At 70.6% G+C, this 18,109-nt stretch carries 21 protein-coding genes; 15 read left to right on the forward strand and 6 right to left on the reverse strand.

All coding sequences use genetic code 11. The annotated features are described in order from the left end of the window. The first annotated feature begins 333 nt into the window (after window positions 1-333). From IE244_RS31665 to IE244_RS31680, 4 genes are all read left to right on the forward strand, one after another. Window positions 334-1,290 carry a heme o synthase gene (locus IE244_RS31665; protein WP_031166097.1) on the forward strand — a complete coding sequence of 319 codons (957 nt, stop codon included), beginning with the start codon at window positions 334-336 and terminating at the stop codon, window positions 1,288-1,290. Between the two features lie 58 nt (window positions 1,291-1,348). Then, window positions 1,349-1,669, forward strand: coding sequence for a hypothetical protein (locus IE244_RS31670; protein ID WP_031166095.1), 321 nt, complete (start codon window positions 1,349-1,351; stop codon window positions 1,667-1,669). A gap of 175 nt (window positions 1,670-1,844) precedes the next feature. Further along, window positions 1,845-2,951: an amidohydrolase family protein gene (locus IE244_RS31675; RefSeq protein WP_191877025.1), complete on the forward strand. Its 1,107-nt coding sequence runs from the start codon at window positions 1,845-1,847 to the stop codon at window positions 2,949-2,951. 18 nt (window positions 2,952-2,969) lie between these two features. Further along, window positions 2,970-3,710 (forward strand): nucleotidyltransferase domain-containing protein, encoded by a 741-nt coding sequence (locus tag IE244_RS31680; protein ID WP_191877026.1) that lies wholly within the window; start codon window positions 2,970-2,972, stop codon window positions 3,708-3,710. A 9-nt stretch (window positions 3,711-3,719) separates the two neighbouring features. On the opposite strand, the gene IE244_RS31685 is transcribed toward IE244_RS31680, so the two are convergent. From IE244_RS31685 to IE244_RS31700, 4 genes are read right to left on the reverse strand one after another with little or no spacing between them, the layout of a single operon-like run. Then, window positions 3,720-4,730, reverse strand: a complete 1,011-nt coding sequence (locus tag IE244_RS31685) for a COX15/CtaA family protein (RefSeq protein WP_191877027.1) — start codon at window positions 4,728-4,730, stop codon at window positions 3,720-3,722. Window positions 4,731-4,789: 59 nt separating this feature from the next. Beyond that, the gene (locus IE244_RS31690; RefSeq protein ID WP_191877028.1) at window positions 4,790-5,563 is read right to left on the reverse strand and encodes an ABC transporter permease; all 774 of its coding nucleotides are present in this window, start codon (window positions 5,561-5,563) and stop codon (window positions 4,790-4,792) included. Then, window positions 5,560-6,537 carry an ABC transporter ATP-binding protein gene (locus IE244_RS31695; protein WP_373305798.1) on the reverse strand — a complete coding sequence of 326 codons (978 nt, stop codon included), beginning with the start codon at window positions 6,535-6,537 and terminating at the stop codon, window positions 5,560-5,562. The genes IE244_RS31690 and IE244_RS31695 overlap by 4 nt, the downstream gene beginning before the upstream one ends. Before the next feature lie 31 nt (window positions 6,538-6,568). Further along, a complete protein-coding gene (locus IE244_RS31700) occupies window positions 6,569-7,381 on the reverse strand; it encodes an AAC(3) family N-acetyltransferase (protein ID WP_191877029.1) in 813 nt (270 codons plus the stop codon). Window positions 7,382-7,553: 172 nt separating this feature from the next. Here IE244_RS31700 and IE244_RS31705 point away from each other — a divergent pair, with 172 nt between their 5' ends. From IE244_RS31705 to dapD, 11 genes are all read left to right on the forward strand, one after another. Further along, entirely contained in the window at window positions 7,554-8,288 is a 735-nt protein-coding gene (locus tag IE244_RS31705; protein ID WP_031166080.1) for a helix-turn-helix transcriptional regulator, read from the forward strand. Next, entirely contained in the window at window positions 8,285-9,706 is a 1,422-nt protein-coding gene (gene sufB / locus IE244_RS31710; RefSeq protein WP_031166078.1) for a Fe-S cluster assembly protein SufB, read from the forward strand. The genes IE244_RS31705 and sufB overlap by 4 nt, the downstream gene beginning before the upstream one ends. Before the next feature lie 62 nt (window positions 9,707-9,768). Next, on the forward strand, window positions 9,769-10,953 hold the full coding sequence (gene sufD / locus IE244_RS31715; RefSeq protein ID WP_191877030.1) for a Fe-S cluster assembly protein SufD: 1,185 nt from the start codon (window positions 9,769-9,771) through the stop codon (window positions 10,951-10,953). Next, the gene (locus IE244_RS31720) at window positions 10,950-11,267 is read left to right on the forward strand and encodes a non-heme iron oxygenase ferredoxin subunit (protein WP_191877031.1); all 318 of its coding nucleotides are present in this window, start codon (window positions 10,950-10,952) and stop codon (window positions 11,265-11,267) included. The genes sufD and IE244_RS31720 overlap by 4 nt, the downstream gene beginning before the upstream one ends. Before the next feature lie 7 nt (window positions 11,268-11,274). Continuing rightward, on the forward strand, window positions 11,275-12,039 hold the full coding sequence (gene sufC / locus IE244_RS31725) for a Fe-S cluster assembly ATPase SufC (protein WP_073892537.1): 765 nt from the start codon (window positions 11,275-11,277) through the stop codon (window positions 12,037-12,039). Continuing rightward, the gene (locus IE244_RS31730; RefSeq protein ID WP_031166068.1) at window positions 12,036-13,292 is read left to right on the forward strand and encodes a cysteine desulfurase; all 1,257 of its coding nucleotides are present in this window, start codon (window positions 12,036-12,038) and stop codon (window positions 13,290-13,292) included. Before sufC ends, IE244_RS31730 begins: the two co-directional genes overlap by 4 nt. Before the next feature lie 18 nt (window positions 13,293-13,310). Next, a complete protein-coding gene (gene sufU / locus IE244_RS31735; protein ID WP_031166065.1) occupies window positions 13,311-13,778 on the forward strand; it encodes a Fe-S cluster assembly sulfur transfer protein SufU in 468 nt (155 codons plus the stop codon). Further along, on the forward strand, window positions 13,775-14,107 hold the full coding sequence (locus tag IE244_RS31740; protein ID WP_031166063.1) for a metal-sulfur cluster assembly factor: 333 nt from the start codon (window positions 13,775-13,777) through the stop codon (window positions 14,105-14,107). Before sufU ends, IE244_RS31740 begins: the two co-directional genes overlap by 4 nt. 106 nt (window positions 14,108-14,213) lie before the next feature. Next, window positions 14,214-14,537 carry a DMT family transporter gene (locus IE244_RS31745; protein ID WP_031166060.1) on the forward strand — a complete coding sequence of 108 codons (324 nt, stop codon included), beginning with the start codon at window positions 14,214-14,216 and terminating at the stop codon, window positions 14,535-14,537. Continuing rightward, window positions 14,537-15,073, forward strand: a complete 537-nt coding sequence (locus tag IE244_RS31750; protein ID WP_191877032.1) for a TetR/AcrR family transcriptional regulator — start codon at window positions 14,537-14,539, stop codon at window positions 15,071-15,073. Before IE244_RS31745 ends, IE244_RS31750 begins: the two co-directional genes overlap by 1 nt. A gap of 64 nt (window positions 15,074-15,137) precedes the next feature. Then, window positions 15,138-16,124, forward strand: coding sequence for a 2,3,4,5-tetrahydropyridine-2,6-dicarboxylate N-succinyltransferase (gene dapD / locus IE244_RS31755; RefSeq protein ID WP_191877033.1), 987 nt, complete (start codon window positions 15,138-15,140; stop codon window positions 16,122-16,124). 124 nt (window positions 16,125-16,248) lie between these two features. On the opposite strand, the gene IE244_RS31760 is transcribed toward dapD, so the two are convergent. Beyond that, window positions 16,249-17,427: a CapA family protein gene (locus IE244_RS31760; RefSeq protein ID WP_191877034.1), complete on the reverse strand. Its 1,179-nt coding sequence runs from the start codon at window positions 17,425-17,427 to the stop codon at window positions 16,249-16,251. A gap of 88 nt (window positions 17,428-17,515) precedes the next feature. Next, window positions 17,516-18,019 carry a hypothetical protein gene (locus IE244_RS31765; RefSeq protein WP_191877035.1) on the reverse strand — a complete coding sequence of 168 codons (504 nt, stop codon included), beginning with the start codon at window positions 18,017-18,019 and terminating at the stop codon, window positions 17,516-17,518. Between the last annotated feature and the right edge of the window lie 90 nt (window positions 18,020-18,109).

Below are 18,109 nucleotides of genomic sequence, written 5' to 3' on the forward strand. Positions count from 1 at the left end.
CATGCGCCCACCCGGCCGCCGGCGTGCTTGGCGCCCGCCGGCCGCTGTCGAGCCTACCCCCGTGAGGACGTGCATTTTTTCGAGTGTTTCCAGACTGCAGGGACTGCGCGCGATCCGCCTCCCGACTGGCCGAACGCGCCATTTGGCACATGAATACGGCGGGGGTCATCTGAGCGCTCAATCGAGTGGCGGGTCCCCTCTTATGGGGCGTGCGCCAACACGACCCCACCCCCGCGAAGGCCGGGGTATGGGCAACGTCTAAAGTGGCGTGGTACGCGCGAGCCTTTACCGGTACTTCACACGGGCGGGCTTGCTGGGATGTCTCTGTCAGGGGTGTGCGTGACGGCCGTCGAATCCCGTCCAGCGGGTGTGGTTCGTGGGGCGAACCAGGGCCCGGTTCACCGGCCGTTCGGGGCCCGTGTCAAGGCGTTCGTGGCGCTGACCAAGCCGCGGATCATCGAGCTGCTGCTCATCACCACCGTTCCGGTGATGTTCCTGGCCCAGCGGGGTGTGCCCGACCTGGGGCTGGTCCTGCTGACCTGCGTCGGCGGCTACCTGTCGGCGGGCGGCGCCAACGCGCTGAACATGTACATCGACCGGGACATCGACGCCCTGATGGACCGCACCTCGCAGCGGCCGCTGGTGACCGGCATGGTCAGCCCGCCCGAGTGCCTGGCCTTCGGCATCACCCTGGCGGTCGTGTCCACGCTGCTGTTCGGGTTCACCGTCAACTGGCTGAGCGCCTGGCTGTCACTCGGAGCGCTCCTCTTCTACGTCGTCGTCTACACGATGATCCTCAAGCGGCGTACCTCGCAGAACATCGTGTGGGGTGGCATCGCCGGCTGCCTCCCGGTGCTCATCGGCTGGTCCTCGGTCACGAACTCGATGTCCTGGGCGCCGGTCATCCTCTTCCTCGTCATGTTCTTCTGGACGCCGCCGCACTACTGGCCGCTGTCCATGAAGGTCAAGGAGGACTACGCGCGCGTGGGCGTGCCGATGCTCCCGGTCATCGCCTCCAACAAGGTCGTCGCCCGGCAGATCGTCATCTACAGCTGGGTGATGGTCCTGGTCTCCCTGCTCCTCACCCCGCTCGGCTACACCGGCTGGTTCTACACGGTGGTCGCCCTCGCGGCCGGCGGCTTCTGGCTGTGGGAGGCGCATGGGCTGCAGAACCGGGCGAAGGCCGAGGTGACCGGCGTGAAGCTGAAGGAGATGCGGCTCTTCCACTGGTCGATCACCTACGTGTCGATCCTGTTCGTCGCCGTCGCGGTGGACCCCTTCCTGCGCTGACGCACGTCACACGGGTCTGCCCTCGCCAGTCGATCTACTCGTGAGTAGCATCCTGGTCATGGCAGACACGCAGCAGGTTGACCCGAAGGCCGAGCGCACGGCGGCGAAGCTCGCCCACCAGATCAGCACCTTCGCCAAGGCCCACGGCGGCGCCGAGGGCCAGGTGGCCCACATCGGCGAGCGCGGCGCCCGTATCGTGCTCGTGGGCGAGGACGGAGGCTGGGGCGACCTCGTGGCCCCCAGCACCGAGATCGCCGAGAAGGCCGTGGAGAAGTCCGGCATCACCGTCCACGAGTCGTTCGACGGCGAGTTCGCGGCGAAGGTGACGACCGGCGCGTACGAGTGGAAGCGGATGGCCGGCATACAGATCGGCGGTTGATCTCCCGCGCCCGAAAGGTGCGGGATCGTATCGACATGCGGCTCCGCCGCGGGGGCGCGATCAGCCACATACGGTCCGAAGCCGCCAAACAACCCGCAGCCCCGAGCTGATCCGCGACCTCATACCCCGTTCACCCGTTAGGACGTGCAAGACCCGCGTCCTACGGGGAGCCGGAATGATCGAAACGCCGTCCCTGGTGGACCAGTACTGCCACGGAGTGCTCCGCACGGAACTGGGCCTCGGCACCTTCGAGGCCCAGCTCGCCCGCACCGAGGGCCCGCCCGCGCCCGGCACCACCCTTTTCGACACCCAGACGGGCTTCGCCGTACGGCGCTGGTGCCCGCCCCTGCTCGGCCTGGAACCGCACTGCCCGCCCGCACGCTATCTGGCCCGGCGCCGCGAACTGGGCGTACTGGAAGCCGGCCGCAGGCTGCTGCGCGGCAGCGGCATCACCACGTACCTGGTCGACACCGGCCTGCCCGGCGACCTCACCGGCCCCGCCGAGATGGCCTGCGACGGGGACGCCCAGGCCCGCGAGATCGTCCGGCTGGAGCTGCTCGCCGAGCAGGTCGCCGACACCTCCGGCACCGTCGAGTCCTTCCTCGCCAACCTCGCCGAGTCCGTGCACGGCGCCGCCGCGAACGCCGTCGCCTTCACCTCCGTCGCCGGCCTGCGCCACGGCCTGGCCCTCGCCCCCGAGCCGCCGGGGCCGGGGGAGGTACGGGGCGCGGCGGGCCGCTGGCTGGCCGGGCGGCGGGTCGGCGGGACGCTCACCGATCCGGTGCTGCTCCGGCACCTGCTGTGGAACGCGGTCGCCTCCGGACTGCCCCTGCAACTGCACGCCGGGCTGGGCGAGCCGGGTTCCCGCATCGACCGCACCGACCCCGTGCTGCTCACCGACTTCGTGCGGGCTACGGCCGGCCTCGGCACCGACCTGATCCTGCTGCACGGCTATCCCTACCACCGCCACGCCGCCCACCTGGCCGGGGTCTTCCCGCACGTCTACACCGACTCCGGCGCAGCCCTCGTGCGCACCGGCGCCCGCGCGGCCCCGGTCCTCGCCGAGATCCTGGAGCTGGCCCCCTTCGGCAAGATCCTCTTCTCCACCGGCGCGCACGGCCTGCCCGAGTTGCACGTCGTCGGCGCCCGCCTCTTCCGCGAGGCCCTGGCCCGGATCCTGGGCACCTGGGTGGCCGACGGCGCCTGGTCCCTGGAGGACGCCCAGCGGGTGGCCCGGATGGTCGCGGCGGACAACGCGCGCCGGGTTTACGGTCTGGGGTGAGCTGTCCAGACTGGGCGGATGCAGACCGAGAAGCTCCTCGCCCGCTTTGTGCGTGACCTGTCGGACCTCGGGCCCCGCGCCGTCTGGGCGCACGGCTCCCTGGCCGGCGGGGACTATCAGGAGGGCCGCAGCGACCTGGACCTGATCGCCGTCCTGCCGGGGCCGGTGGACCTGCGGACGGTGCGGCGGGTGGTGAGCCTGCACCGCCGCCTGCGGGCCGAACCGCTCGCCGCGAAACTCCACTGCAGCTATCTCGGCCCGGCCGCCCTGGAGAACCCGGACCGCGCGCATCTCACCTGGGCGCACGCGCGCGTGATGCGCCGCCCGGTCACCCCCGTCACCCGGCGGGAGCTGCACGACTTCGGCCGGGTGCTGCACGGTGAGCCTCCCGGCGGCCTGCTCCCGCCGGTGCCCGACCGGCAGCTCAACGCCTTCGTCGTCCGGGACCAGCGCGACTACTGGCGGCCGGCGGTCGACCGGGCGCGGCTGTGGTGGCAGGACGTGTGGGTCGACCTGGGGCTGCTGACCTTCGCCCGCGCCACCGTGACCCTGCGCGACGGGCGGCTGATCTCCAAGGGGGAGGCACTGGCCGAGCTCGCGTCGCTCGGAGCTCCCGCCGAGATCGTCGACGACATCACCCGCCGGCGCTACGACGGCGCGTCCGCACCGGCCGCCCCGGACTGGCCGGCCCGCCGCGCCGAGCTGACCCGCGCCTACCTGGGACCCGCGATCGACGCGCTGGTCAGCACGTACGGCTGACGCGTCGGCTCACGCGCGGGCGCCGACCGTCACCTCGGCGGAGGGGCCCGGCAGGTCCACGGCGGCTTCCGGGCGCTCCCGCAAGGACAGGAGGACGCGCAGGGCCCAGATCCACATCACGCAGGAACCGAGCATGTGCACGGCGACCAGGGCCTCCGGGAGATGCGTGAAGTACTGGACGTACCCCACGACCCCCTGGCACAGCAGCACGACGAACAGCTCGCGGGTCCGCGACAGCGGACCCCTGGGGGCGTCCACCGCCTTCAGGACGAACCACAGCGCGAACGTCAGCGTCACCACGATCCAGGCCAGCACCGCGTGCATCTTGGCCACGGTCTCCCAGTCGACGGGGATCCGCTTGACGTCGCTGGAGTCGCCCGCGTGCGGCCCTGCTCCCGTGACCACCGTGCCGGCCACGATCAGCAGCAGGGACGCGGCCACCAGGAACCACACCAGCTGCTGTACGGCCTTGCCGACCAGCGGCCGGGGGGCGCCGTCGCCCTCGCGGGTGCGCTGCCACATCACCGCGGCGACCGCCACGAGAGCCGTCGCCGACAGGAAGTGCACCGCGACGGTGTACGGATTGAGGCCCACGAGCACCACGATGCCGCCGATGACCGCGTTGCTCATCACGAGCCAGAACTGGGCCCAGCCCAGCCGGGTCAGGCTGCGCCGGTACGGCTTCGCGGAGCGGGCGGCGATGATCGCCCAGCCGACCGCGGCGCACAGCACGTACGTCAGCATGCGATTGCCGAACTCGATGGCGCTGTGATAGCTCAGCGCCTGCGTCGGCGTCAGCGAGCCGTCGGTGCACTCGGGCCAGGTCGGGCAGCCGAGGCCCGAGGCGGTCAGCCGGACCACACCGCCGGTGACGACGATGACCACCGACATGACGAGCGCGGCGAGGGCCGCCCGCTGGACGGTCCGGGGCTCCGGGGTCCAGCGGTCGGCGATGAAGGCGAGCGGGTTGCGCAGGGCCGCTACGGCGTCGGCGCGGTTCAGCTTTGGCACGCGCACCATCGTAGGCCGCCGCTTGTGCATGCGTTCACGAGGGTCCCGGTCCGGCGCTGTCGTCCTGCTCACTCCCAGCGGAAGAACTTCCCGGCCGCGGCCAGCCCGACGACCCCCCACGCGGCGAGGACGCCCAGGTCGCCCCACGGCATCCCGGCACCGTGCTGGAGGACGTCCCGCAGGCCGTCCGACAGCGCGGAGATGGGCAGCAGCCCGAGCACGTGCTGTGCGGCCGGGCCGAACTTCTCCAGCGGCACGATGACGCCGCCGCCGACGAGCAGCAGCAGGAAGACGAGGTTGGCGGCGGCCAGCGTCGCCTCCGCCTTCAGCGTGCCCGCCATCAGCAGACCGAGCCCGGAGAAGGCGGCCGTACCGAGGACCAGCAGGAGCAGGACGGCAGCGGGGCTGCCGTGCGGGGACCAGCCCAGCGCGAAGGCGATCACCGTCAGCAGGATCACCTGCAGAACCTCCGTGACCAGCACGGACGCCGTCTTGGCGGTCATCAGGCCCCAGCGGGGCAGCGGTGAGGAGGCGAGCCGCTTGAGCACACCGTAGCGGCGCTCGAAGCCGGTCGCGATGGCCTGCCCGGTGAACGCCGTCGACATCACCGCCAGCGCCAGGACGCCGGGGGCCAGGAAGTCCACCGCCGCGCCCTTGCCGGTGTCGACGATGTCCACGGAGCTGAAGAGCACCAGCAGCAGCGTCGGGATGACGACCGTCAGCAGCAGCTGCTCACCGTTGCGCAGCAGCATCTTCGTCTCCAGCGCCGCCTGCGCCGCGATCATGCGGGGGAGGGGCGCCGCGCCGGGCTTCGGGGCGTAGGCACCCGTGGCGGTGGTCATGAACGCAGCTCCTTGCCTGTGAGCTCCAGAAAGACGTCCTCCAGGGTGTGCCGCTCCACCGAGATCCGGTCCGGCATCACGCCGTGCTGGGCGCACCACGAGGTCACGGTGGCCAGCAGCTGCGGGTCGACCTTGCCGACGACCCGGTAGCTGCCCGGGGTCAGTTCGGCGGCCGTGCAGTCGGCCGGGAGCGCCTTGAGCAGGGAGCCCACGTCGAGGCCGGGGCGGCCGGTGAAGCGCAGGGTGTTCTCGGCGCCGCCCTTGCACAGCTCCTCCGGGGAGCCCTGGGCGATGACCCGGCCGCCGTCGATGATCGCCACGTCGTCGGCGAGCTGCTCGGCCTCTTCCATGTAGTGCGTGGTGAGGATCACCGAGACACCGTCGGCGCGCAGGTCCTTCACCAGGTCCCAGGTGGCCCGGCGGGCCTGCGGGTCCAGGCCGGCCGTCGGCTCGTCCAGGAAGACCAGCTCCGGGCGTCCCACGACGGCCATGGCGAGCGCGAGCCGCTGCTGCTGGCCGCCGGACAGCCGCCGGTAGCCGGTCCGCCCGCAGCTGCCCAGACCCAGCCGCTCGATCAGCGCGTCCACGTCCAGGGGGTGCGCGTGCAGTCTGGCGACGTGCCGGAGCATCTCGTCGGCGCGGGCACCGGAGTACACACCGCCGGACTGGAGCATCACACCGATACGGGGACGCAGCTCGGCGGACTGGCGCACCGGGTCGAGGCCCAGGACGCGCACCGTGCCGGAATCCGGCCTCCGGTACCCCTCGCAGGTCTCGACCGTGGTCGTCTTCCCCGCCCCGTTGGGACCGAGGACGGCGGTCACGCCCGCCCCGGCCACCAGGTCGAGGCCGTCCACCGCGGTCTTCGTGCCGTACCGCTTCACCAGGGCCTGGACCTCGATCAGCGGGTGCGACGCGAAGCGTCCCGGTGAGGGGTGGTGGTCGGGAGACGGGCGGGCGGGCTCACTGCGCATGAACCCAGAGTCTAGGGAGACCGCGGGCCGATCAGGCGCGGGGGTGGGGGAACTCCTCCGCACGGGGCCGGTGCAGTGGAAGCCACCGCTCCGCGTAGGCCACGGCGTCCGCCACCGGGAAGAGCCGTACGTCCGCCGCGCCCACCTTCGCGCGCACGACGGGCCGGTCCCGCTCGAAGTCGTGGCCCAGCTCGTCGAACCGGTCCGAGGTGATCGACACCTCCGTCACCGTCTCCCAGCCGTCGGGCCCGGGCCGACCCACCCGCACCAGCGGCCCGGGTATGCGGTACTCGGCGAGGTGGAAGCTGGTGCAGGCGTCGTAGCCCGCGCCGAGCAGCAGCACCCGGGCGCCCAGCTGCTCCAGCCGGGCCAGCGGGCTGCGCTCGCCGAGGCGGCAGTCGGGCGCGTGGCCGTCGGTGATGTCACGGGCGCGCGGGCCGAGCGCGGCGAACGAGGTCTGCGGATGGGCGCTGCGCAGCGCCCCGGGCCAGGTGCGCACGGTCTCCGGGAGCACACCGACCCCGCGGGCGGGGGTGACCAGCGGGTCGTAGGCGGGCATCGTGGCGCGGATCCGGTCCCACCACTCCTCGGGCACGGGCGGGTTCCCCCACACGGCCGGGTCGGAGAGTTCCGCGGACTGGGTCGGGACGACCAGCGTGCCCGTCGGGCCGAGGGCGTCGAGAAGTCCCTGGACGACCGCGACGGCGCCTCCGTTGACCCAGCCGAGGGAGCTGAGTGAGGTGTGGACGAGGAGGATCTCGCCGGACTCGACACCCAGCGCGCGCAGCTGGGTGGCGACGGTGTCCCGGGAGACAAGAGGGCCGGTCGGAGGGGGTGTGGGCATGGTCCGGGAGTCTCCTCCACGGGCCCTTGCGCTGTCACCCGATTACCTGCCGGATGATCGATCAAAGATCGTTTTCGCAGGTCAGATTAGGTATGCCTAAGTGACGCAGGGCACCGCTCGATGATCCGAACGGCGCTTGTCAGGTTCTGCGGAATTACGCAACAATGGCGTTGTGAAAAACGTCGGCGAGGCTCGGGAGACCCCCCTGGGGGCCCCGCAGGAGGAACTCGCGACCGGTGAGCGCTCCACGCGCAACCGAGTCGCGCGCTCCATCCTGGACCACGGCCCGTCGACCGTCGCCGATCTCGCCGGCCGGCTGGGACTGACCCAGGCGGCCGTCCGCCGTCACCTGGACGCACTGGTCGCCGACGACGTCGTGGAGGCGCGCGAGCAGCGGGTCTACGGCACGCGCACGCGCGGCCGCCCCGCCAAGGTCTTCGCGCTGACCGACTGCGGCCGGGACGCCTTCGACCAGTCGTACGACAAGCTGGCCGTGGACGCGCTCCGCTGGATCGCCGAGCAGGGGGGCGGCCCCGAGGCGGTCGCCGCCTTCGCCCGCGCCCGGATCGCCGCCCAGGCGAGCGCGTACCGCAAGGCGATCGAGGCCGTGACGCCCGACAAGCGCGCCGAAGCACTGGCCAAGGCCTTGAGCGTCGACGGGTACGCTGCCACGGCGCGCAGCGCACCGGTCGGCGAGCAGCTGTGCCAGCACCACTGCCCGGTCGCCCATGTCGCGGAGCAGTTCCCGCAGCTGTGCGAGGCGGAGACGGAGATCTTCGCGGAGCTGCTGGGTACCCACGTCCAGCGACTGGCGACCATCGCGCACGGCGACGGCGTCTGCACGACGTTCATCCCCAAGACATCCACTGACGCACCTGCAAGCACGGCCGGGAGGAACCCCGCATGACTCTCCCCACGGAGACTGCCCACCCCGAACTCGAGGGCCTGGGCAAGTACGAATACGGCTGGGCCGACTCCGACGTGGCCGGTGCCTCCGCCAGGCGCGGCCTGAACGAGGAGGTCGTCCGCGACATCTCCGGCAAGAAGTCGGAGCCGGAGTGGATGACCAAGCTGCGCCTGAAGGGCCTGAAGCTCTTCGAGAAGAAGCCGATGCCGAACTGGGGCTCCGACCTCTCGGGCATCGACTTCGACAACATCAAGTACTTCGTGCGCTCCACGGAGAAGCAGGCGGAGTCCTGGGAGGACCTGCCCGAGGACATCAAGAACACCTACGACAAGCTGGGCATCCCGGAGGCCGAGAAGCAGCGCCTGGTCGCCGGCGTCGCCGCCCAGTACGAGTCGGAGGTCGTCTACCACCAGATCCGCGAGGACCTGGAGGAGCAGGGCGTCATCTTCCTCGACACCGACACCGCCCTGAAGGAGCACCCGGAGCTCTTCAAGGAGTACTTCGGCACGGTCATCCCGGCCGGTGACAACAAGTTCGCCGCGCTGAACACCGCCGTGTGGTCCGGCGGCTCCTTCATCTACGTGCCCAAGGGCGTCCACGTCGAGATCCCGCTGCAGGCCTACTTCCGCATCAACACGGAGAACATGGGCCAGTTCGAGCGGACCCTGATCATCGTCGACGAGGGTGCCTACGTGCACTACGTCGAGGGCTGCACCGCCCCGATCTACAAGTCGGACTCGCTGCACAGCGCGGTCGTCGAGATCATCGTCAAGAAGAACGCCCGCTGCCGTTACACGACCATCCAGAACTGGTCGAACAACGTCTACAACCTGGTCACCAAGCGCGCCGTGGCCTACGAGGGCGCGACCATGGAGTGGATCGACGGCAACATCGGCTCCAAGGTGACGATGAAGTACCCGGCCGTCTACCTGATGGGCGAGCACGCCAAGGGCGAGACCCTGTCCATCGCCTTCGCGGGCGAGGGCCAGCACCAGGACGCCGGTTCGAAGATGGTCCACATGGCCCCGAACACCTCGTCCAACATCGTCTCCAAGTCGGTGGCGCGCGGCGGCGGCCGCACCTCGTACCGCGGCCTGGTCGAGATCGGCGAGGGTGCCCACGGCTCCAAGTCCAACGTGCTGTGCGACGCGCTGCTGGTCGACACCATCTCGCGCTCCGACACGTACCCCTACGTCGACGTCCGCGAGGACGACGTGTCCATGGGGCACGAGGCGACCGTCTCCAAGGTCTCCGAGGACCAGCTCTTCTACCTGATGAGCCGTGGCCTGACCGAGTTCGAGGCGATGGCGATGATCGTGCGCGGCTTCGTCGAGCCGATCGCCAAGGAGCTGCCCATGGAGTACGCCCTCGAGCTCAACCGGCTGATCGAGCTGCAGATGGAAGGCGCGGTCGGCTAAGACCCGCGCTCCGGACGACAGCTAGCGAAATCTGACGCAGGAAAGAGAGCAGACCGACAGCCATGGCTGAGGCTCAGAACATCCCCGTGGGGTCCACCACCGCGGGCCAGATCGCGGTCGCCGCCGAGTCGACCGTCGTCTCGCGCATGAGCGCGCCCCCGTCCTTCGACGTGGCGGACTTCCCGGTCCCGCACGGCCGTGAGGAGGAATGGCGGTTCACCCCGCTGGAGCGGCTGCGCGGGCTGCACGACGGCACCGCGGTCGCCACCGGCGACGGCGTGAAGGTGGACGTCCAGGCCCCCGAGGGCGTGACCGTCGAGACCGTCGGCCGCGACGACGCCCGCATCGGCAGGGCCGGCACCCCGGTGGACCGCGTCGCCGCCCAGGCGTACTCCGCCTTCGAGCAGGCCGGCGTGGTCACCGTCCCCAAGGAGACGGTGCTCACCGAGCCGATCCGTATCGCCGTGCACGGCGAGGGCGGGGTCGCCTACGGCCACCAGGTGATCGAGCTGGGTGCCTTCGCCGAGGCCGTCGTCGTCATCGACCACACCGGTGACGCGGTGCTCGCCGCCAACGTCGACTACGTCCTGGGCGACGGCGCCAAGCTGACCGTCGTCTCCGTCCAGGACTGGGACGACAAGGCCGTGCACGTGGGCCAGCACAACGCGCTGATCGGCCGGGACGCCACCTTCAAGTCGTTCGTGGTCACCTTCGGCGGCGACCTCGTACGCCTGCACCCGCGCGTCGCCTACGCCGGCACCGGCGGCGAGGCCGAGCTGTTCGGCCTGTACTTCACCGACGCCGGGCAGCACCAGGAGCACCGCCTGCTGGTCACCCACAACACCCCGCACTGCAAGTCGAACGTCGTCTACAAGGGCGCGCTCCAGGGCGACGACGCGCACGCGGTCTGGATCGGTGACGTGCTCATCGAGGCCAAGGCCGAGGGCACGGACACCTACGAGATGAACCGCAACCTGGTCCTCACGGACGGCGCGCGCGTCGACTCGGTGCCGAACCTGGAGATCGAGACCGGCGAGATCGTGGGCGCCGGCCACGCCTCCGCCACCGGCCGCTTCGACGACGAGCAGCTCTTCTACCTGATGGCCCGCGGCATCCCGGAGCACGAGGCCCGCCGCCTCGTGGTCCGCGGCTTCTTCGCCGAACTGGTCCAGCAGATCGGTGTCGCCGACATCGAGGAGCGCCTGCTCGCCAAGATCGAGGAAGAGCTGGAGGCTTCGGTCGCATGACCTTCGTACGCGCCTGCGGGCTGAGCGAGCTGGAGGAGGACACCCCGAAGCGGGTGGAACTCGACGGCACGCCGGTCTCGCTCGTCCGCACCGAGGGGGAGGTGTTCGCCATCTACGACATCTGCTCCCACGCGAACGTCTCGCTCTCCGAGGGCGAGGTGGAGGACTGCCAGATCGAGTGCTGGCTGCACGGCTCCGCCTTCGACCTGCGCACCGGCAAGCCGTCCGGCCTCCCGGCCACGCGCCCCGTCCCCGTATACCCCGTAAAGATCGAAGGGGACGACGTTCTCGTCTCCGTCACCCAGGAGTCCTGAGGCACCCATGGCAACGCTTGAAATCCGAGACCTGCACGTCACCGTCGAGGCCGACAACGCCACGAAGGAGATCCTCAAGGGCGTCGACCTCACCGTGAAGCAGGGCGAGACGCACGCCATCATGGGCCCCAACGGCTCGGGCAAGTCGACCCTCGCCTACTCGCTCGCGGGTCACCCGAAGTACACGATCACCAGCGGCACCGTGCTGCTCGACGGCGAGGACGTCCTGGAGATGTCCGTCGACGAGCGCGCCCGCGCGGGCCTGTTCCTGGCGATGCAGTACCCGGTCGAGGTCCCCGGCGTCTCGGTCTCCAACTTCCTGCGCACCTCCGCCACCGCCATCCGCGGCGAGGCCCCCAAGCTGCGCACCTGGGTGAAGGAGGTCAAGGAGGCCATGGAGCGCCTCAACATGGACCCGTCCTTCGCCGAGCGCAACGTCAACGAGGGCTTCTCCGGCGGTGAGAAGAAGCGCCACGAGATCCTTCAGCTGGAGCTGCTCAAGCCGAAGGTCGCGATCCTCGACGAGACCGACTCCGGCCTGGACGTCGACGCGCTCCGCATCGTCTCCGAGGGCGTCAACCGCGTCCGCGAGACCGGCGAGGTCGGCACCCTGCTGATCACGCACTACACGCGCATCCTGCGCTACATCAAGCCCGACCACGTCCACGTCTTCGCCGGCGGCCGCATCGTCGAGTCCGGCGGCCCCGAGCTCGCGGACAAGCTGGAGAACGAGGGCTACGAGGCATACGTGAAGGGTGGCGCATCCGCGTGACACAGCTGCCGGGCCTCCTCGACACCGAGGCGATCCGCAAGGACTTCCCCGTTCTGGACCGAGTCGTCCACGACGGCAAGAAGCTCGTGTACCTGGACAACGCGGCGACCAGCCAGAAGCCGCGCCAGGTACTGGACGCCCTGAGCGAGTACTACGAGCGCTACAACGCCAACGTCCACCGCGGTGTGCATGTGCTCGCCGAGGAGGCCACGGCGCTGTACGAGGGCGCGCGCGACAAGGTCGCCGCGTTCATCAACGCGCCCAGCCGCGACGAGGTGATCTTCACCAAGAACGCCTCCGAATCGCTGAACCTCGTGGCGAACATGCTCGGCTGGGCCGACGAGCCCTACCGGGTGGACCACGAGACCGAGATCGTCATCACGGAGATGGAGCACCACTCCAACATCGTGCCGTGGCAGCTGCTCGCGCAGCGCACGGGCGCGAAGCTGAAGTGGTTCGGCCTGACCGACGACGGCCGGCTCGACCTCTCCAACATCGACGAGATCATCACCGAGAAGACGAAGATCGTCTCCTTCGTGCTGGTGTCGAACATCCTGGGCACGGTCAACCCGGTCGAGGCGATAGTGCGCCGCGCGCAGGAAGTCGGCGCGCTGGTCTGCATCGACGCCTCCCAGGCCGCCCCGCACATGCCGCTGGACGTACAGGCCCTGCAGGCCGACTTCGTGGCCTTCACCGGCCACAAGATGTGCGCCCCGACCGGCATCGGCGTCCTGTGGGGCCGCCAGGAGCTGCTGGAGGACCTTCCTCCGTTCCTGGGCGGCGGCGAGATGATCGAGACCGTCTCGATGCACTCCTCGACGTACGCCCCGGCTCCGCACAAGTTCGAGGCGGGCACGCCGCCGATCGCGCAGGCGGTCGGCCTGGGTGCGGCGATCGACTACCTCCAGTCGATCGGCATGGACAAGATCCTCGCCCATGAGCACGCGCTCACCGAGTACGCGGTGCAGAAGCTGAGCGAGGTCCCGGACCTGCGGATCATCGGCCCGACGACGGCCGAGGACCGCGGTGCGGCGATCTCCTTCACCCTCGGCGACATCCACCCGCACGACGTGGGCCAGGTGCTGGACGAACAGGGCATCGCGGTCCGCGTCGGCCACCACTGCGCCCGTCCCGTCTGCCTCCGCTACGGAATTCCTGCGACCACGCGAGCGTCGTTCTATCTGTACTCCACGCCGGCCGAGATCGACGCACTGGTCGAGGGGCTGGAGCACGTACGGAACTTCTTCGGCTGAGAGGCGTGAGCTGACACAGTGAAGCTGGACTCGATGTACCAGGAAGTCATCCTGGACCACTACAAGAACCCGCACGGGCGTGGTCTGAGGGATGGCGACGCCGAGGTGCACCACGTGAACCCGACGTGCGGCGACGAGATCACCCTCCGCGTGAAGTACGACGGCACGAAGATCGCGGATGTCTCGTACGAGGGCCAGGGCTGCTCCATCAGCCAGGCCTCCGCCTCCGTGCTGAACGAGCTGCTGGTCGGCAAGGACCTGGCCGAGGCGCAGAAGATCCAGGAGACCTTCCTGGAGCTGATGCAGTCCAAGGGCAGGATCGAGCCGGACGACGCGATGGAGGACATCCTGGAGGACGCGGTCGCGTTCGCCGGTGTCTCCAAGTACCCCGCGCGGGTCAAGTGCGCCCTCCTGAGCTGGATGGCGTGGAAGGACGCGACGGCCCAGGCGCTGGGTGGCGCCGACGCCGAAAGGAAGACGGCATGAGCGAGACCGCTGAGATGAAGCCGGCCTCGGAGGAAGAACTCCGCGAGGCGCTGTACGACGTCGTCGACCCCGAGCTGGGCATCGACGTCGTCAACCTCGGCCTGATCTACGGCATCCACATCGACGACGCGAACATCGCGACGATCGACATGACCCTGACCTCCGCGGCCTGCCCGCTGACGGACGTCATCGAGGACCAGGCCAAGTCCGCCACGGACGGCCTCGTCAACGAACTGCGCATCAACTGGGTCTGGATGCCCCCGTGGGGCCCCGACAAGATCACGGACGACGGTCGCGAGCAGCTTCGGGCGCTCGGCTTCAACGTCTGAGACAGAGCCTGCGAGAAGGGGCCGCGGCAGCACGCCGCGGCCCCTTCTCGTGTGCGCCGACGCGGTTGTGTACGACCGTACGCACCCGTTGTGTACGCTCGTACACATGGGATATCTGACACTCGCCGGCGCCATAGCCGCCGAGGTCGCCGCGACCACGGCGATGAAGTACAGCGAGGGGTTCAGCCGGTTCTGGCCCTCGCTCGTGACGGCTCTGGGCTACCTCGTCTCCTTCGCACTGCTCGCCCAGACGCTGAAGACCGTCCAGATCGGCACCGCGTACGCGATCTGGGCCGGGGTGGGCACCGCGACCATCGCCGTCCTCGGCCTGCTGCTGTTCGGCGAGGGGCTGAGCGTCGCCAAGGTGGGCGGGATCCTGCTGATCATCGGGGGAGTGGTCGTGCTGAACCTGGGCGGGGCGAGCCACTGATGCCCCGCCGCTACGACCCCGACCGGCGCCGGCGCATCATCGACGCCGCGGTCCGCGTGGTCGGCCGGGACGGCATGGCCGGCCTGAGCCACCGCTCGGTCGCCGCCGAGGCCGACGTCCCCCTCGGCTCCACGACGTACCACTTCGCCACCCTGGAAGAGCTGATGGTGGCCGCGCTGCGGCAGGTGAACGAGAACTTCGCCAGGGTTCTGGCCGAGCGACTGCCCCCGGACGGCGACAGCGGGGACCTCGCCGCGGACCTCGCCGACGCCCTCGGCGAGTGGCTCGGCGGCGACCGCGCCGGCGTGGAGCTGGAGTACGAGCTGTATCTGGCGGCGCTGCGCCGGCCCGCGCTGCGCCCCGTCGCCGCCGAGTGGACCGAGGACGCGGCAGCGCTGCTGACCCGGCGCACGGACCCGGTCACGGCCCGCGCCCTGCTCGCGCTGCTGGACGGGATCTGCCTCCAGGTGCTGCTGACCGGCGGTTCGTACGACGTGGAGCACGCCCGCGCCGCGCTGGCTCGGCTGATCCCCTGAAGGCGCGCCCGGCACGTGAGACGCGGTTCGCCCTCACGACCCCGCTCACGTTAGGTTTTCTCCCATGACCGAGTCTGCTTCCCGTACCACCGGCGCCGTCGCCGCCGGCCTCGCCACCATCGCCTCCGACGGCACCGTTCTCGACACCTGGTTCCCGGCCCCTGAGCTGGTCGAGGAGCCCGGCCCGGCCGGCACCGAGCGGCTGACCGCCGAACAGGCGGCGGAGCTGCTGGGCGGCGGCGCCACCGCGGCGACCGGCCCGGACGCCCGCCGGGGCGTCGAGGTGGTCGCGGTCCGTACGGTCATCGCCTCCCTCGACGAGAAGCCGCTCGACGCGCACGACGTCTATCTGCGCCTGCACCTGCTCTCGCACCGCCTGGTCAAGCCGCACGGCCAGAGCCTGGACGGCATCTTCGGCCACCTCGCCAACGTCGCCTGGACCTCGCTCGGCCCGGTCGCCGTGGACGACATCGAGAAGGTGCGGCTGAACGCCCGCGCCGAGGGCCTCCACCTCCAGGTCACCTCGATCGACAAGTTCCCGCGCATGACGGACTACGTCGCCCCCAAGGGCGTCCGCATCGCCGACGCCGACCGGGTCCGCCTCGGCGCGCACCTCGCCGAGGGCACCACCGTCATGCACGAGGGCTTCGTCAACTTCAACGCCGGCACGCTCGGCACCTCCATGGTCGAGGGCCGGATCTCCGCGGGCGTCGTGGTCGGCAACGGCTCCGACATCGGCGGCGGCGCCTCCACCATGGGCACCCTGTCCGGCGGCGGCAACGTGATCATCTCCATCGGCGAGCGCTGCCTGATCGGCGCCGAGGCGGGCGTCGGCATCGCGCTCGGCGACGAGTGCGTGGTCGAGGCCGGCCTCTACATCACCGCGGGCACCCGCATCACCATGCCCGACGGCCAGATCGTCAAGGCCCGCGAGCTCAACGGCGCCTCCAACATCCTCTTCCGCCGCAACTCGGTCAGCGGCAAGGTCGAGGCCCGCCCGAACAACGCGGTCTGGGGCGGCCTGAACGACATCCTGCACAGCCACAACTGACGCATGGTGGCCGTGAACTGCGGCCACCTTGTCAGTCAACGCCCTGACCTGCTGCCGAGCTGTCGGTGGCAGGTCTTGTGGGTCTGAGGGGCGGCCCCGGCGGGGTCGTCGTCCGCGGGTCCCGCTACGGGTGCTGGATCGTGCCGTCCGCCGAGATGTGGGCGGCGTGCGGGCCGAAGTCCTCCTCCGAGACGCTGGAGACGAGGTCGATCGCCTCGCCGCCCGGCTCCGGCGTGCCGGGCTCCACGATCTGGGTCGGGCGCAGGCGCCCGGACACGTAGGTGCCGTCGGCGCGGAGGGTGACCTGCAGCACGCCGCTGGTGGAGAGAGTGCCGCCGAGGCCGAGCACCTTGTAGCCGGTGAAGTTGCCCAGGCTGTAGGCGATCAGCCGGCCCTTGTAGAACTCCATTCCCCGCATCACGTGCGGGCCGCTGCCCACGACCAGGTCGGCGCCCGCGTCGATCACCGCACGGCTGAAGCGGTAGCTGTCGCCGCGGTTCTCGCCGAGGAAGTACTCGGTGCCGGGTTCCACGTGGGTGCGGTCCGAGCCCTCCGCGCCGGCGTGCATCGTGACGATCACGATGTCCGCCATCTTTGCGGCGCGGGCGGTGAGTCGCTGTGCGGCGGGGATGTCCGTGAGGTCGTTCGCCCCTTGGTCGGGAGCGAACCCGATCAGTGCGACCCGGATGCCGTGTGTCCGCTGGATGGTGATCTGGCCGAGGCGGCCGGTGAACTGCAGGTTCATGGAGCGCAGGGCGGCGAACGTATCGCGCCGCCCCTCCGCCCCGAAGTCGTCGACGTGATTGTTCGCCATGTTCATGGCCGTGAACCCGGCCTTCTTGAGCCAGCGGCTGTAGGACGGCGGGGCGCGGAACGCGAAGCAGTTCGGGCCGCCGATGTCGTCGCACTTGCTGGAGCCGCCGGTGGTGAGCGTGCCCTCCAGGTTTCCGAGCACCACATCGCCGGCGAGCAGATCGTCGACAGGGTCGAAGAAGGAGGCGCCGCCGTCCGGCGGCAGGTCGTCCGGCAGCGAGCCCATCACGATGTCCCCCACGGCGGCGATCCGCACGTCGCCCATGGGGCGCGGCGGCGCCGGTGCACCGGACGCCGTGATCCCCTTCGTCCGCAGGGGGGTCCGGGCGGGGCCGATGGAGGCTGCGCCACCGGAGCCGGCGCGGAACACGAACGCCGCGACGACCACCACACCGGTCCCGGCCAGGCCGAGGGCGAGCAGGCGGTGACGGCCCACCGCCTTCTGCCGCTCGCGCCGCTGCCGAGGACGCTGTCCGTCGGATGTGATCATCGGTTCATGCTACGAAGCGGGCACCCGTCCTTCACGCAGGGTCATCCACCGGCGTGTTCCCCGACGCCGTCCGCGCGGGCCGGCTGGGTCAGCCGGGCAGGGCGGAGGCGAACTTGCGGAGCGCGGTGAAGTCGGCGTCGCGCAGGCCGATCCCGGGATGCACGTGACGGAGCAGGGCGGGGCCCGGGTGGCGGGCCCGGACGTACCGCGTGTCCGCCGGGCTCTGCTCGTCGTCCACCCAGGCGAACGGGCGGCCCCCGGCGTGCGCCACGATCGCCTCCGTCTTCCAGTGCACCCCGTCGGGGCGCTCGGCGAACAGGCCCCTGGCGAAGTCGACGTACGGCAGCTCGGGCAGGCCGACGACCGGGGCGATCCAGATGTTGGCCTCGGCCATCCAGCTCGTCGCCCAGCACAGGTCGTAGCCGAGCCCGAGCAGCGCCGGGCCGTGGGCCGGGTTCAGCCACACCCGCAGCGGACGCCGGGAGTCCAGCGGCACCAGGATCGTCGTATAGCCCTCGGGCCGGCCCTCCGGCTGGGCCGCGTACGGGTTGAGGGGGCCGTCGACGTCCAGGAACAGCAGGGGGCGGCTCACGGAGCCACCGTACGGCAGGGGAGACGGCGGCCCGCCGGAAATTTCTCGCGGGGCGAGGCATAGCGTGCGCCCGGCCGGCGCGTCAGGAGG

Source organism: Streptomyces filipinensis, assembly GCF_014649495.1.
GTDB classification, from domain to species: domain Bacteria; phylum Actinomycetota; class Actinomycetes; order Streptomycetales; family Streptomycetaceae; genus Streptomyces; species Streptomyces filipinensis.